General features: G+C 38.9%; 5 protein-coding genes. 1 reads left to right on the top strand and 4 read right to left on the bottom strand.

Annotated features, from left to right (window positions below; genetic code table 11):
- Positions 1 to 31: 31 nt before the first annotated feature.
- From WG954_RS15045 to WG954_RS15030, 4 genes are all read right to left on the bottom strand, one after another.
- Positions 32 to 4,132, bottom strand: coding sequence for a hybrid sensor histidine kinase/response regulator transcription factor (locus WG954_RS15045; RefSeq protein ID WP_340437498.1), 4,101 nt, complete (start codon positions 4,130 to 4,132; stop codon positions 32 to 34).
- 361 nt (positions 4,133 to 4,493) lie between these two features.
- Positions 4,494 to 5,933: a sulfatase-like hydrolase/transferase gene (locus WG954_RS15040; protein WP_340437497.1), complete on the bottom strand. Its 1,440-nt coding sequence runs from the start codon at positions 5,931 to 5,933 to the stop codon at positions 4,494 to 4,496.
- Positions 5,934 to 5,949: 16 nt separating this feature from the next.
- On the bottom strand, positions 5,950 to 7,599 hold the full coding sequence (locus tag WG954_RS15035) for a right-handed parallel beta-helix repeat-containing protein (RefSeq protein WP_340437496.1): 1,650 nt from the start codon (positions 7,597 to 7,599) through the stop codon (positions 5,950 to 5,952).
- A gap of 172 nt (positions 7,600 to 7,771) precedes the next feature.
- Positions 7,772 to 9,169: a sialate O-acetylesterase gene (locus WG954_RS15030; RefSeq protein WP_340437495.1), complete on the bottom strand. Its 1,398-nt coding sequence runs from the start codon at positions 9,167 to 9,169 to the stop codon at positions 7,772 to 7,774.
- 340 nt (positions 9,170 to 9,509) lie between these two features.
- Here WG954_RS15030 and WG954_RS15025 point away from each other — a divergent pair, with 340 nt between their 5' ends.
- Entirely contained in the window at positions 9,510 to 15,962 is a 6,453-nt protein-coding gene (locus WG954_RS15025; RefSeq protein ID WP_340437494.1) for a glycosyl hydrolase, read from the top strand.
- Positions 15,963 to 16,022: the final 60 nt, after the last annotated feature.

Genomic DNA, 16,022 nt, shown 5'->3' with positions numbered 1-16,022 from the left:
TTTATCAACTTCAGCAAACACAACCGGCAGTTTATTTTTTGTATTCCGATGGAGAAACGGTAAACTGTTCCTGGAAACGCTTTCTGAAATACTTGATATCGTTAAACCCTGCTTCATATGCAGCCTCAGTTACTGAATAGTTACCGCTTTCTAATAGTTTGGCTGCGTAATTTAACCGAGCGGTTCGGATGAACTCATTACCCGACATACCAGTTACTGCTTTTAATTTCCGGTAAAACGTTGATCGGCTCATAAACATGAGCGTAGCCAGATCATCGTTATTAAAATTACTGTTCGAAATATTTTCTTCCACCAGCTTCATCAGCTTTACCAAAAACTCCTCTTCAAAGGTTTTTATTTCAAAATTTCCGGTACCGAGAAAAATGCGTTTGGCATAAAATTCTTTCAGCGTATTTCTTGAGTTAATGAGGTTATGAATATGTACCAGCAATAACTGTGAGTTGAACGGCTTGGGCAAATACACATCGGCTCCTTCACGAATACCTTGTACATGATGCGCCAAATCCGACAATGCAGTAAGCAGAATAATCGGAATATGCGATGTGTCTTTATCAGACTTCAACTTCTTACACAACTCAATACCATCTACTTCGGGCATCATTACATCACTTACAATCAAATCAGGAATGGTTTCAAATGCTTTTTCAATACCCTCTCTGCCGTTTGTTGCTGTTACTACCTTAAACGACGGAGATAAAATCTCGTAGATGTACTGCAGCATATCAGATTCATCTTCCACCACAAGGATAATTGGAAGATCATGTTCCTGACTGATCTGATCATTTTCTTCAGGCATAATAACTGAATTTAAAGTTGTTTCAATGTTTTGACTGGTATGATTCAAAGGTTCTGCAGAAATATTCAACAACGACTCAGTAACGTTTGACTGCGGCAACTTTACTGTAAACAAACTTCCATGAGTTCCATCACTTTCAGCAACGATCGTTCCGCCGTGCAGTTCAGTTAATTCTTTTACAAACGAAAGACCGATTCCTGTACCGGAGATGGTTGTAGCATCTTCTGACCTTCCCCTGTAAAAGCGATCAAATATTTTTTCAATTTCATTGGCAGGAATTCCCCTTCCATTATCACGAATGCTTATTTCACAGGATTTATCTGCATTTTTCTTTACGTAGAATATAATCTGCCCCCCAACAGGCGTGAATTTAAATGCATTCGATAAAATATTAAATATGATGATCTCAAGTTTATTGTGATCGAATGTAAATGAGAGATATTTTTCCTGTGAGTGAAACGTATAATCAATGTTTCTTCTGCTTGCTTCATCATTAAAAAGAATAAAGATGTCATGACAAAATGAAACAATCTCTCCCGGCTGCAGTGAAAGTTTTAAACTTCCTGCTTCAGCTTTTTGAAAATCTAACAACTGATTAACCATACGCAACATTCTCTTCGATTGCTTCTGAATCAGACGCAGGCTCTTTTCAACTTGCGTTTCAAACTTTTTCCGTTGCAACAGATCATCGAGAGGGCCAAGGATGAGCGTTAGCGGTGTTCGAAACTCATGCGAGATATTTGTAAATAACCGCTCTTTAAAATCGGCTAGTTTATTTTCCTGCTGCCGTTCAAGCTTACTGAGTGTTAATTGGTTCTTTAGTGCAACCTGTCGCAACCCGAGATACCGTGTTAACCAAAGAAGAAAAATAAAAACAGTTACATAGATGCTGTATGCCCACCATGTTTTCCATGGTGGAGGCAGAATTTTTATCGTTAATTCATGCGGAGTCGGGTTCCATGTTTTATCACTGTTTGTTGCTTTTACTTTTAACTGGTAAGTACCTGGCTTCAAATTCGTAAATGAAACAAGGCGCTTATTGCCGGCATATACCCAATCTTCATTAAAGCCTTCCAGCTTATACATGTACTCGTTTTTATCCGGTGCATGGTAATCCAGCGCAGCAAATTCAATAGAGAAGATGTTTTCTTTATGATTGAGTGTTATGGTTTCTGTTTTGTAGAATGGTTTATTCAGAATAGAGCTATCTCCTTTTCCAGTACCAAATTCGTACGGAATATTATTCACCGTTAAGTTGGTAAAATAAATCGGCGGATAAAATTGATTGATCTTGATACTGTCAGGAAAAAAATAAGTCAGGCCTTCCAACCCACCAAAGAAGAGACGACCGCTTGCATCTTTACAGGATGCGTTTTCAGAAAAAACGATTGACTGAACACCATCACGCTTGTCAAAAACAGCAAATGATTTTGTTGATTGATTAAATCGAACGATGCCTTTGTTTGTGCTTGCCCAAATGTTTCCTTCTTTATCCGGAATAACAGCATGTATATAATCGCTGGGAAGTCCTTCCTTGGTTGTAAAACCCGTTACATTTAATTTACTGCCATCATAACCGGAAATTTTGTTCAAGCCATATTGCGTGCCCGCCCAGATGTTTCCAAATTTATCTTCGGCCAAACAAAGAATAGTATTGTTGCTGATGGAGTTTTCATATTCATCTGTTTGAGTAAATACCTGGAACTGATCCGTTAATGGTTGATACAAATGGAGTCCCTTATATGTTCCTATCCATAATCGTTTTTTCGAATCAACCAATAAACAACTTACCCGTTCATTTTGCAAAGCGCCCTTTACTCCATATGCCGGCATATAGTTTTTAAATATTGGTTGATTTTTTTTATCGAAACCGGCAATATAGCTGAGCCCGTTTTCCTGAGTTCCAATCCAAATTCTACCAGAAGAATCTTTTATAATTTGAGTTGCCTTTCTTGCGCTGATGAAACCGGCATCCCCCCCAAACCCTGGTTCAAAAACATCATATGCTGATGGCTTTTGTCCTTTATTCAGGATACGTATCAATCCTTTATTTGTACCAACCCACAAGTAATCACCCTCCTGCAAAAAAGAACGGCTGACATAGGGCAGCCCCGAAGGGTTACCTGTTTCAGAGTCTTCAATATTAAATTGAGTAAATGTCTTCCAATCTGTTGAATATTGTATACCACCACCTTTTGTTCCCAACCAAAGTTTATTGAACGGATCTACATACACCGAAAGCACATGCGTACTTCCCAATAATGAATTCAATTTATTTTCATAGCCAATGTTCGAAAACTTTTTTTGTTTCAGATCAAATTTAAAAACACCGGTACCGTCAGTTCCAATCCATAACAAACCGGATGGATCTTCCTGCATGGTTAAAATAATCTGGTTGTCGTTGGTATAAATACCCGGAACATTTAAGCTGATTTTTTCAAAGCTGTTTGTGTTGCGGTCAAAGCGGTTTAAGCCCCCACCCCATGTTCCAACCCATAATGTACCTTTCGAATCGAGCAAAATACGATAGGTGTTGTTTGAACTTATTGAAGCGGCGTTATTTTGTTGATGCCGGTAATTCTTAAACTCTTTTGTTGTGAGATTAAATTGAAACAAGCCTTCGTTCCAGCTACCAAGCCACAGACAACTATTGGATTTATCGTTTACGATTGACGTAATGTTAACGCCGTTAATTCCGAAGTTGTAAGAGACATCGTTGACCAGATTCTGATTAATATGCTTCAGCCCGCTGTTGGTGGCCAGCCAGTAACCTGCATTACCATCCGGCTGAATATCGAATGTCTTCCAAACACTATTAACAATTTTGAATTCACCGGTTTTCTTGTTGAGGTATTGAAAACCTTTCCAGGTGCCGATCAATAACTTTTCACTATCTGTATCTAATATGGAAAGAATGTAATCGGCATTAAATCCTGCGCTGTTAGCATTGTTGTTTGGATAGTTTGCTATTTTTCCGCTGTTGAGATTGTACTCACTCAGTCCGCCCGACTTTGTGCCGATCCAGATATTATTCTGCTTTCCACTCTGCAATACTTCAATTGATTGACTTAACAGGTTACCACCTTTCCCGAAATCATTCTTGAGCAATTTCATTTCATAACCATCAAAACGTTGCAATCCGCCTCTTGTACCAAGCCAGATAAACCCATTTTTATCCTGAATGATGGAGGTAACTTCATTGTTCACCAGTTCATCTGTAATACTGATAAAGGAATTGGCTTGTTGCGTGTAACCGGCAAACGTTACAGCAATGAAAAGCAGCAGGCAAGCGTATTTATTAGTGGAGGAAGGCAAAGCGTTTCTAAATTAATCGTTATACGAACTTACAATTTAGATGAATTCAACGATTATTGAAGTTATTTGAACCCATACTGCTTTAGTGCTACAAAAATACAAGCAGTGAAATAAACAGCAGCACTAACAGAAAATAGATTACGGCAAGTTTTATGTTTATCCGATGATTATTCTTTTCAATATTTGTACTTTTTTGTTTTGTCACCATACGATTGTGCTATTTATCAGGTTAGAAATGGCTGTTTTCTTACACGAAAGTTTCCAATTTCTATGGGTTTTGTACCCGCATTTTCAATTGCTTATCAAATTTTCTTGAATAATGAATGGATCATATCCTAAACTGCACCACTATCCAATTAAGTTAATTCTTTTTCTCTTGTGATTTCTTTTGCCGTTCGTAAAGCTGTTCCTGGTTCAAGCCATAAAAAAGTGGTGCAATGGTATTGGCTTCCCATTTTTTTCGCTGCTGATCGAAGACACTCATCATTTTCTTATCGTCGATATTGACTTTTTCTTCAATGTCAGTTTTCAGATTATACAAATTGAAACTGGAATCTTTCAGAATTACCTGTTTGAACCCGGATTGATGAAGTACCGCATAGCTCTTTTGATCAAATTGTCGCCAAAACAGATACTCATGTGGTGAACCTTTTGTTGCTCCTTTGATATAAGGCAAGAGGTTTGCACCATCCAATTCATTTTTCGGTGCAGATATTTTGCCAATATTGGCTGCTACTGTAGCAAAAATGTCTAACGAAATAACCGGTTGCTCATATTTCGTGTTTGCTTTTATCTGTTTGGGCCATTGCATGGCAAACGGAACCCGTATCCCGCCCTCAAACAGAGAACTCTTACCTGCACGTAACGGGCCATTATCGCTGCCATTATCTGTTTCAGGTCCGCCATTGTCTGAAAGAAAAATAACAATGGTATTTTCACTAAGATTCAATTGTTGCAACTTGTCCAACACTGCACCAACACCATCATCTACTGCACTTACCATTGCTGCATAGGTTTTACGCTTCGGATTTTTTATATGATCAAAGCGACTCAAATATTTTGGAGTGGCCTGCAAAGGCGAATGCGGTGCATTATAAGCGAGGTAGAGGAAGAATGGTTGCTGCTTGTTTCGTTCAATAAATGAAACAGCTTCTCTTGACAGTGCATCTGTTAAATATTCTTTCTCTTCTATCACGGTTTCTTTACGGATGAGTTTGGTGCGATAACTTTCTCCTTCGTTTTTTGCACTATCCTGATTTGTGATATTATATTCTTCCGGGAAATAACGATGCCCTCCTCCAAGAAATCCAAAAAACTCATTGAAGCCTCTGTTCCATGGACGGAATTTCTCATGCACACCTAAATGCCATTTACCAATACCCATTGTATTGTAACCGTTTTGCTTTAACAGCTCCGGTAATGTTTGTTCAGTTAAAGGAAGACCAATAGTTGGATCAAATGGTTTATACAACGGATTACGGCTGTAACCAAAACGATCCTGGTAGCGGCCTGTAATTAAACCTGCACGGCTTGGCGCACATACTGCATAACTTACATAACCATTTGTAAACACAACACCGTTTTTTGCAATACGATCGATGTTTGGTGTTGGAATATCTTTACAACCATTAAAACCAACATCAGCATAACCCTGATCATCGGTAAGAATGATAATGACATTGGGCCTGTCCTGGTTGATTGTAATTTCCTGTTTTGATTTTTTTGTAAACGCCCATGCAGTTACAATCAGCATGCATGCGGACAGACCAATAACTCCGGTTTGAATTCTTCTTTTGTTCAATGGATGTTGTTTAGAATTATTTCTTTTTATTCTCACTCAATTCAATTGCGCCTATGTCTGGTTTTCCCTGAATAGGATTACCTAAAATATCATGCTCAACTTGCAACCCTATTCGAATACCAATTGTATCTTTTGGAATTGGTTGAACGGTGATACTCTTGTTCAAAATCAGATTCTTATTTCCAGGCAAATAATCATTTACTAATACCCCACCTTTGTTTTTAAACAAAGGATCGCCAATGATTGGTGTTGCATCTTGTAATGGAATTTCCGAAGGCCAATTATCGGGACGTAAAAAAAGATTATTGGTAAATACAACATTCGGTACACCGTCAACATCCACTTCTTTTTTCTTCTGATCACCTGCCACCATTTGAGCAGCCGTTTCAAAGTAAAAGATGTTGTTTGCAATAAGTACTCCATCAGCACTGCTGCTCACTGCTATCTTTGGAATAATATTGGCTGCAACATAAATGGTATTGTTGTAAAAGTAGCTGTTGTACGGGCCTGCATTTTTCTTTTGATCGCCCTGGTAACCGCTTAGCCAGAAAATTTTCCCTTCCTGAAAAGCACCATTCATTCCTTTTACTCTATAACCATCATTGACGCTGATGTTATAACGGTATGCACAATTGTAGTTGTTACCTAAAATTTCGCAGAAACCGCCGGCATTATTTGCACTTACATTATACTGAACTATTACATCACTGCAATTGTAATCAATATGTACACCTGCAGAATCGCCGGGGCCGTTTGCATTTTCAAAGCGATTGTGTTCAATGAGGATGTTGCTGCAACTCCATGTCCACAAACCACTGCCACGACCCCAGTTTCTGCTATCTGCCGTTGAACCTGAATGATCAATTTTGTTATGATGAATATGTCCGTCTGTAACTCCCGAAAACTGCATACCCGGACCACCAGTTTGGTGAACGTTACATTCAGCAATTTCCAATTGTTGAATGCTGTTAATGTTGCCGGTAGCTTTCACTCCTGTATGACTGACGTTGAATACTTCAGATTTTAAAATCTTCATATTCATTAATCGCCCTGCCTTTGTATTATTAATGACACGGATTCCCCAACCATAACTCTGCGTACCATTTGCTGTTTTAATTTCAGCAGCTGAACGTGTAAACCCTTTAGGATTGTAATACACATCATGAACTATTACCCCGCTCAACTTAATATTTTCAAATGCTTCATCTTTCGTTACTTCAACAAGAATGCCGCAACGCATTTCAGTTTTGTTAGCTGTGGTACTTTTTTGATAAGGTAATATGCCTGTAAATTCAATTCCACTTACATGTATGAATGAAGAATTCTGGATCAACAATGCATTTAATTCTTCACCTGCATCTAAAACAGGTTTTGATTTATTTCCTTTATACAGGTAGCTTGTTACCACCACAGGATGTTGCGCATCACCTTTAATATTGATGAGCGCCAACATCCCTGTGAATTTTTGCCCTGTCGCAAAAAGAATAGAATCGCCGGCGGTTAATTGAATCAACTTTACCGGCGAAACGGTTTTCCAGGAATGAGTTGAGCTTGTTCCTTTATTTGCATCATTTCCAACTACTGAGTTGATATAATAATTTGTAGCTTTTAAAGAAAAACTAAAACAGACAAGAAATGTTAAGGATAATATCTTTTTGATTTTCATTGAACTGATGATTAAAACTTATAAGGCAACATTGATAAGATGCTTGCTTAGATCTCTAAAAGCTAATTGCGTTAACTACTTAAAGCTAATCGTAACTGCTTAAAAAAGCCGAAAGCATACCTTCAAAAAAGGGGGGTATTCTATTCAATAACTAACAAGAAGAGGATAATAATCACCAATTATCTGTTCTGAAAGAAGATGCAGGCAATCCCTGGGTATTAAACAAGCTGCCCTGTACCCAGCTTTTAAATGCATAGCGAACTGCTACGGGTTTTTTAATGTCATCATTCCATACCAATAAGTTACCTCTTTTATCATTTACAATTTTTACCTGTGCAGGAAAAAATATTTTGTCTTCGCCTGCTATCTCAAAATCAGTAAGAGGTTTTCCAAAACCTGTTAAACCCATTTCAGCATAGTCAAAAGCGAGTATCATCTTACTATCTTCTGTTTTTTCTGCTTTTTTAAATACCGGCCCGCTGCATGAAATACCGGCAATATGATAATCTTTTACAAGTGCCCAGTAAGCGAGCCTGTTGCCAACCTGTTCTTTTTGTGACGGATGTATTAAGTTGGGTTCTCCAATATCCATTGTAACAGCCATACCTGTATTTGGTACCGAGAGCATTGTTTGAAACTGTGCTTCACGCAAATAAGCAGCATTCAGATTTCTTGTTTCATGTGGCGCTATTTGCACATAATAAAAAGGAAAATCACCTTGTTGCCATTTAGTGCGCCATAGCTTGATCATTGAAGTAAATAATCCAAGATATTCATCAGCATTCACTCTGTTTGATTCACCCTGATACCATATAACACCCTTAATGGTATAGCCAATATATGGATGCAATAATGAATTATACATAAGCGTAGGTATAATTTGCGGCTCTCTTGCTGGCAATGTATCAGGCACTTTATTATTTTTAAATCCGGCTAAGCTTTCTTCATCCATCCAGCTTTCAATTTTAGAACCACCCCATGAGCAGTGAATCACGCCAATAGGTACACCCAAAACAGCATGCAATTTTTTAGCAAAAAAATATGCAGCGGCACTGCTGCTGCCTGCAGTAGCTGGTGAGGCAACATTCCACTCCGTCTTTAAATCGTACAGCGCTGTTAAACTGGAACCATGGGGCGTATTGATAAAATGTATTTTATCGTTGGCTGAATTCAAGATAGTTTCATTGCTGCCAATGACAGGCTGATTCATATAACCTTTTAAGGGCATCTCCATATTTGATTGGCCTGAGCAGAACCACACTTCACCGATCAATACATTTTTCAAGGTTACTGTTTTACTTCCTTTAACCTCTAACGTATAAGGGCCACCCGCTTTTGGCGTTTGTAATTTTAGTTTCCAATGACCGGTGGCATCGGTTGTTGCTGTTGAATTATTTCCCCAACTTCCCTTCACAGATATTTTTGTATTGGGTTTGTCGATTCCCCAAACGGAAACCAATTGCTGCTGCTGCAATACCATGTTATCACTAAACATTGCAGGCAGGCGGGTTTGAGAAAACGAAAGACTCGCAATGAAAATAGAAGCCGCTAGTAAGAAATATTTTGACATGTGTACTAAAGATAACGTCATTAAAAACTAAAAATAGAGCCGAATTCAATCGGTTGAAGAAACAGTTAGTTCATGAAAGAGGTAGTAATGTGTCAAAGCCATAATCTACTGTCGAATAATCAACAGCAGATTGAATTAAAAGATAAAACATAGCTAAGGCAATCATTAAAAAAGAAAAAGTACGGAATGATTCTACAAGTGCTTAACCATCTCGATCATTCATCATTTAGCGAATTCAAATTAAGACAAAACGACCCCTTTAATGAATTGATTGTCGCCGTGATTATAATCGTAAGAAAATAGTTTTGGATTATTAGAAATAATCAAAACTTAATTTGCCATGTTTAAAATTAGTAGCCAGCTTCAGGCATTTCTATTTTCACTCATTTTATTATGCTTTGTTTCGCTTTCTGCTTCTGCTCGGGAAGCTGCAAACCCTTGTGATCCATCAACAAGTTACTTGTACTGGACAGGTGAAACAGACAATGATTTCTTTAATGAAGGTAACTGGCGAATGGCAACTGAAGATAACACAGGACAATCCTGCAATGCTTCAAGCCCCTATTTATATCAGATTTGTCCTTCTGTACCTGATCTTGTAAACAATCCTCATCCCGATGCTAATACATTAGAGCCTGGTGCAGCAATTAATTTCAATCTATATATTTCATCGGCAAGTGTAACAGCGAGTGGAAATATATTTTTTGGTTGTACCCAACTTGGGCTCACTTTGGTAAGTTCTACTATTACTGTAACAAACGGTTCAGTAACACAAGGCGTGTTATCATTAAATAATGAGAGTACCGTTTATCTGCAACAGGGAACAATGTCAGCTTCTCTTTCATTGAATTTTCTCGATGCTGCATCATGGGTTTACTTCAAGCAGGATAATCCAGTAAGCCTTCAAGCAAAATTGAGTAATATTTTTATAAATGATGTTACAGGTACTTTAGATAATAATTTCCGCATCAATCAATATTATCAAAGCGGCTCGGTTGTAAGGCCGCTTTCAGGTTCATTTGCTCCTGCAAAGATTTACAGCAGTTCAAATTTGCAAGGTTCTTCTGCCGATGTAAATGAAGATATTATTTACAAAGGCGCATCCGTACCCAATGGAATGAATAACAACATCCGTTCATTCAAACTTAAGAGAGGTTTTATGGCCACACTGGCTGTAAACGATAACGGCACAGGAAAAAGCAGGGTTTACATTGCATCAGAGGCAGACCTTACAGTGAATACGCTTGATGCAGCATTACAGGGAAATGTAAGTTTCATTAGGGTTGTACCATGGAACTGGGTGATCAAAAAAGGTACAGGTGGTTTTTATGATCAATTGAATACCGGTTGGTTTTATAACTGGAACAATAATAATAATTCATTACCTAATTACGAATATGTACCGATGGCATGGGGAGCAAGCGGAACATTCCCAACTGCACTTAACCTGATCACCGGCAAGAAAAAAACAACGCATGTTTTAGGTTTCAATGAATCTGATAACTGCGAAGATCAATCAGGTCAGTTTAATAATCTATGTGAGCCTGCAGTAGCAGTTGCCTATTACGAAAATCTAATGAGTCTTGGTGTAAGGTTAGGAACACCGGCACCAAGAGAAAACGGACCAACCGGCTGGTTAAAAGATTTTGCAACTCTTGCAAAAGCAAAAGATGTGCGTTTTGATTTTGTTGCTGTGCATTGGTACGATTGGGGAAGCAATCCTGCCAACAGCCCGAATGCTGATCCACAACAAATTTTCAATCGGTTCAAATCCTATCTCGCAAGCGTTTACAATATTTACAAATTACCGATCTGGATCACAGAATTTAATGCCAATCCAAATCGTGGCAATCCAATTCAGCAGGCGTTTCTTGAACTGGCTCTTCCCTATCTTGAAAGTTTAGATTATGTAGAGCGGTATGCATACTTCCAACCCAATCCTCAATATGCTACTGTTCCGCAAACGCCGGCGAATTATTATGAGAATGGTGTATTAACCAACATCGGCGAATTATATATGAATCATATATCATCGCCTTCAATACCTGCAGCAACAGTTAAATGTGCAAACAATCTTGATGGATTAGATCAAACTTATGTCACTCCAGTTTTAAACACAACTGTTTTTGAAGCAGAGTGTGGAAAATATATCGGTAATCAATGGACGGTATTACCTGATGCAAACGCATCAAATGGTTTATACTTGAAAGGCGATGCAAGTCTTGCAGGTGCAACAGCACTGGCCAAACAAATACATTTTGAATTTGAAACATCAGTTGCAGGTACTTATCGTATTTATATCCGCTCAGCTTCAAACGGAACGGGAGCAATCAAAATAGGAATGGACGGTGCTGCAACGGAACAGTTGTCACCGTTTACAAGTGCAACCTTTACATGGTTCCAGATGCCAAGATTTTATGACCTCGGAACCGGGTTGCATCGCTTAACGGTTGAATTCCCCAACGCCAATATTAAGCTTGATCAGATTGTGATTACTAACGGTCAAGAGAATCTGGAAGCGTTGATAAAAAATACCGGTTACTGTACTCCTTCTAATGTGAAGTTTGGTTTGGATGTAACTGACATCCTCACTTTCCATGAAGCAGAAAATGCGCCACGTGGTGCAAACTGGAACATTGAAACATCTACCAGTGCAGTTGCAGGCGCATATCTCAAGAGTGCAAACAACATCACTTCACCTCAACCTCCCGCAGGCACTGATAATCAAATTACATTCACCATCAATATTGCACAGGCTGATGAATATGAACTGTGGGCAAAAATAAAAGCTATCAATGCAGGCGAGAACAGTTTATGGATCGCTGTTGATGATGAGCCCTATCGTAAATGGGATCGTTTGGGAAGTGCAGTTTATGAATGGTATTGGAAGAAATTTCATTACAGTTACGGAACGGCAGACAGAAGTTTCAGTTATTTTTTGACTGCTGGTCAGCACATCGTAAAAATTGCAATTGCCGGTGGTAATGTACAGGTTGATCGTCTTGCTGTATCAACAAAGGGAAAAAATCCTGAAGCAACTGACCCGAATGTATTACTGCTCTCTGCACAATTAGAATTTGAAGCAGAGCTTGCAGAAAGGTTTGGTACAACAACAATTCAATCTTGCGTTAATTCATCGAACGGACAACAGGTTTCTATGGGTCTTTCAACCTCTAATGGTATTCGTTTTACTCAAATTGTTGCGGAAGATGCAGGGGCTTATAAATTAAAAGTGTCTTACATGAGCAAAGTTGCCAGGAATTTCAGAGTGAGAGTGAATGGAACACTCATGAACAGACAGACCGTAGTGCCTTCAGGCAACTGGTGTTTTATTGACGCTTCAAATCCTACCCTAGGTTCTCCGGCAATACATGAAGTTGTAGTGATATTGAGAAGAGGTTTGAATACAATTGAACTTACACCTGCAGGCACAGATGCTCCTGCAATGGACAAAATAAAACTGGAAAAAGCACCTTTAACAAATGTTGATCTTGAAGCAGAGTTGGCAGAAATGGTGGGCACAACAACTATTGTTGCCTGCACTACATCTTCAAACGGTTCGTTGGCAAACCCTGGCTTACCTTCTGCAAATGGTATCCGTTACAATAATATTTTATGTGCCGAAGCAAAGACTTATGATGTTGACGTTTCCTATATTTCTAAGACAGTTCGTAATTTAAGAATCTCCGTAAACGGAGCGGCGTTTGTTACTTACGCTTTTGGCCCAACCGGTAACTGGTGTTTTGAAGGCGGCTCGCCAGGTATAAAAACGATTCCGCTTGCATTAATACAAGGTATCAACAGCATTGAAATGCGAGCAACAGGTACTGATGCTCCTTTTCTTGATAAAATAGTAATAAAAGAACAACCAATAAGCGATGTTACATTCACAACAAATGGTTTACCTGTAGGTGCAACCGCTGCAAGTGTGAATTACAAATTTTACACTAACCCTACTACACTGAGTGCGCCATTAACTGCAGCAACAGATTTCACAGCACCTGTGGCTACCAATAAAGAGATCTATTTCTCTTACCCTGCAACAGTTACTGTTCCGGGCGGAAATGTGTATTCACTTTCAGGTGTGAGTTCAAGCGGTGGAACTATTGCAGCTTCTTCTCAACGGGGATATAACAATCAATTCACTCCAACGCAGCCTCGTACTATAACAGGTGCTTATGACTTAACTTGTGTTGTACCGTCTGTTACAACAGAGCCGGTTGACAGGGAGAAAAGCTATGGTGATACAGCACGTTTCTCATTTGTTGGAGAAGGTACAGCTATCATTTACCAATGGCAAATCAATACAGGCAGTGGGTTTGCAAACATTACTGCTTCTGAAAATAATCCGGGAAGTATCTACACAGGATATAATTCTGCGCAACTTGATATCAGTTCATTAACAGTTTCAATGAGCGGTTACCAATACAAATGTGTTGTAACAAACAGTTGCGGAACTATTTCTGCCAATGTAGTCAGCCTTACTGTTCATCCGATTACAGCAACCATTGCAGCAAATGATAAAACAAAAACGTATGGTGATGATAACCCAGCTCTTGATGCAACTGTTGCTGGTACGATCAATGGCGATGTTTTAAACTATACCCTTTCAACCAGTGCTGAGAAGTTTTCATCAGCAGGTATCTACCCAATTACTATTGCCCTAGGTTCAAATCCTAACTACAATATTGATATTGATAATGGTAATCTTCAAATTGAAAAAAGAACACTTACTGTAACAGCCACAACAGGTTTTTCTAAAGTATATGATGGTAATACAGATGCAAGTGTTACGACCGATCCTTTAAACACAACAGCAAATGTGAAGTTATCTGATGACAGAATAAATAATGATGTCTTCAATATTACTCATACAAGTGCCAATTTTGATTCTAAAATTGTAAGTACAAATCACGTAATAACTGTTTCGGGTCTTGAACTAACAGGAGCTGCTGCAGGTAACTACGAGCTTTCACAAACCGATGCTACTACAAGTAACAATGCTGTTATAACAGCTAAAGACTTAACGGTTACAGCTACCGGTGTTGATAAAGTGTATGATGGAAACACAGTAGCTGACGTTATACTTTCCACAGATAAAGTTGCCGGAGATGATTTATCCGCATCATTCACTACAGCGAACTTTGCCGATTTTAATGCCGGAACATGGGATGTTGCTGTATCAGGCATCAACATTTCCGGAAATGATGCAGGCAATTATACATTGTTGAATAACGCAGCAACAACGGATGCAAAAATTAACAAGGCAGGCACAACAACTACGCTGATTACAAGCGCCGCAACGGTTCGTTATATGGATCCTTTAACAATGACTGCAAAAATAAAACCGGCAAACACAGCAGGTGCTTTAACAGGAACTGTGCAATTCTCTATTGGAGGTATAGCATATGGTTCACCTGTTGCAGTAGTACCAATCCCTGGTGATCAGGAAGGTATGGTTCAAGCAACTATGGCACCACAGGTATCGAATCTTCCTGCAGCAAATCCTTATATAGTTACTGCATTATTCAGCAGTACAAATAATAATTATGAAGGAAGTTCGCAAGCGAAACCGCTAACAGTATTGGCTCGCAATGCAAGTCCTTATAACGACTTTGTTGGTTTCTACACAGGTACTTTGTTTGCATGGACTTCAGGACCAAATTCAAATTCTGCTTCAGTTACATTGTCAACTACTATCAGAGATAATAATGCACCAAGAGGTGATATGAGAGGTGCAAAAGTTACCTTCTACATTGTGAATGGCAATACATTAACGCCAATCAACGGGGCACAAAATCTTCCTGTAGGTTTAATCGATATCAATGATGGTTCAATTGGTACAGCAAGTGCTATTGTGAACTTTAATATTGGATCGAATAATGCACAAAACTTCCAGATAGCAGTTGGTGTTTCCGGAGCATATACGAATAACCCGAACCTGTCATCGGCTCAAACAATCGTTACGGTTTCTAAACCGGTACCAGGTGGATACATGGTAGGTGGCGGAAGAATAGAAAATATCAGTTCTTCCGGTTATATCAGGGGCAAGTCAGGATTGAATACAGATTTCCAGGCCGACATCTCTTATACCAAGTCCGGAACAAATCCAAAAGGTAAAGCCAATTTACTAATACGCAGTTATTATAAACCTGATGGAATGTTAGATACAGAACTGCATACCTACATTATTGCTACCAGTGCCATTTCATCCTTAAATGTAGGCACACCAACTGCCACTGCTACATTCAGTGCAAAAGCCAATCTATACGAACAGATGCCGGATCTGAGCCTTGTTCAAATCGAAGGTGGATCAACATTTGAAATGGTTATTTATCAAAACCAATGTAATCAGAAAGTAGCCGTTACACTTTACCGGAAAGCAGGTGGTATTTGGTATTCGAGCAATTGGAATGGAACAGCAACAATTCAACAAAGTTTAAATGGCGGCGAAGCGGCTGTTTCGGGTGGAGGAATTTGTTCTGCAATAACAACAAGAAGTAACAACAATGTTGAGCAGATCGATTTACTGTCGGTTCTGAAATTTGGCATCAAAGCATATCCCAATCCAAGTACTTCGTATTTTATGCTCAACATCGAAAGCATGGATACAAAAACGCCGATTAATGTAAGGGTGCTTAGTATCACTGGCAAGGAAATGGAGTTGATAAGAAACATAACAGCGGGACAAACGATACAAATTGGCAACAGGTATTCCCCTGGAATGTATGTCTTAGAAGTAATACAAGGCGAAAGGAAAATGACAACAATGCTGATTAAACAATCGGATTAGTTTATACCGTTCCTATGTTAATCGAACAGAGTTCCTGCCTTAAGGTGGGAACTCTGCTTT

The organism is Lacibacter sp. H375, assembly GCF_037892425.1.
Taxonomy (GTDB): Bacteria; Bacteroidota; Bacteroidia; order Chitinophagales; family Chitinophagaceae; genus Lacibacter.
This window is presented reverse-complemented; position numbering and strand designations above follow the sequence as displayed.

Bases quoted from the DNA above. Each gene is read 5' to 3' on its own strand.
- WG954_RS15035 (WP_340437496.1), bottom strand. From the start codon at position 7,599: ATGAAAATCAAAAAGATATTATCCTTAACATTTCTTGTCTGTTTTAGT.
- WG954_RS15030 (WP_340437495.1), bottom strand. From the start codon at position 9,169: ATGTCAAAATATTTCTTACTAGCGGCTTCTATTTTCATTGCGAGTCTT.
- WG954_RS15025 (WP_340437494.1), top strand. From the start codon at position 9,510: ATGTTTAAAATTAGTAGCCAGCTTCAGGCATTTCTATTTTCACTCATT.